General features: G+C 66.8%; 1 protein-coding gene. It reads right to left on the minus strand.

All coding sequences use genetic code 11. The features are described from left to right. On the minus strand, positions 1-262 hold a 262-nt coding region (locus ETU37_RS01330), incomplete at both ends, for an MCE family protein (protein WP_206053623.1).

Raw genomic sequence — 262 nt, forward strand, 5'->3', positions numbered from 1 at the left:
GGAGACGTCGCTCAGCTTCTCCAGGTCGTCGACCAGCAGCGGGATCTTCGGGTTGGTGCGCGCCAGGTAGTCCTCCAGCACGACCAGGTTGTTGCCGATCTGCTCACCACGCCCCTCCAGCGCCGTGGCCAGCGCCGTCAGGGTGTAGTTGATGTCGGCCGGCCGGACCGTGCGCAGCAACGGGTAGACGTCGTTGAGCACCTTCTCCACCTCGATGGAGACCTCGGACTCGCGGATGACGTCGCCGGCGGCGATCGACTCG

This window comes from Nocardioides iriomotensis (assembly GCF_004168035.1).
Taxonomy (GTDB): Bacteria; Actinomycetota; Actinomycetes; order Propionibacteriales; family Nocardioidaceae; genus Nocardioides_B; species Nocardioides_B iriomotensis.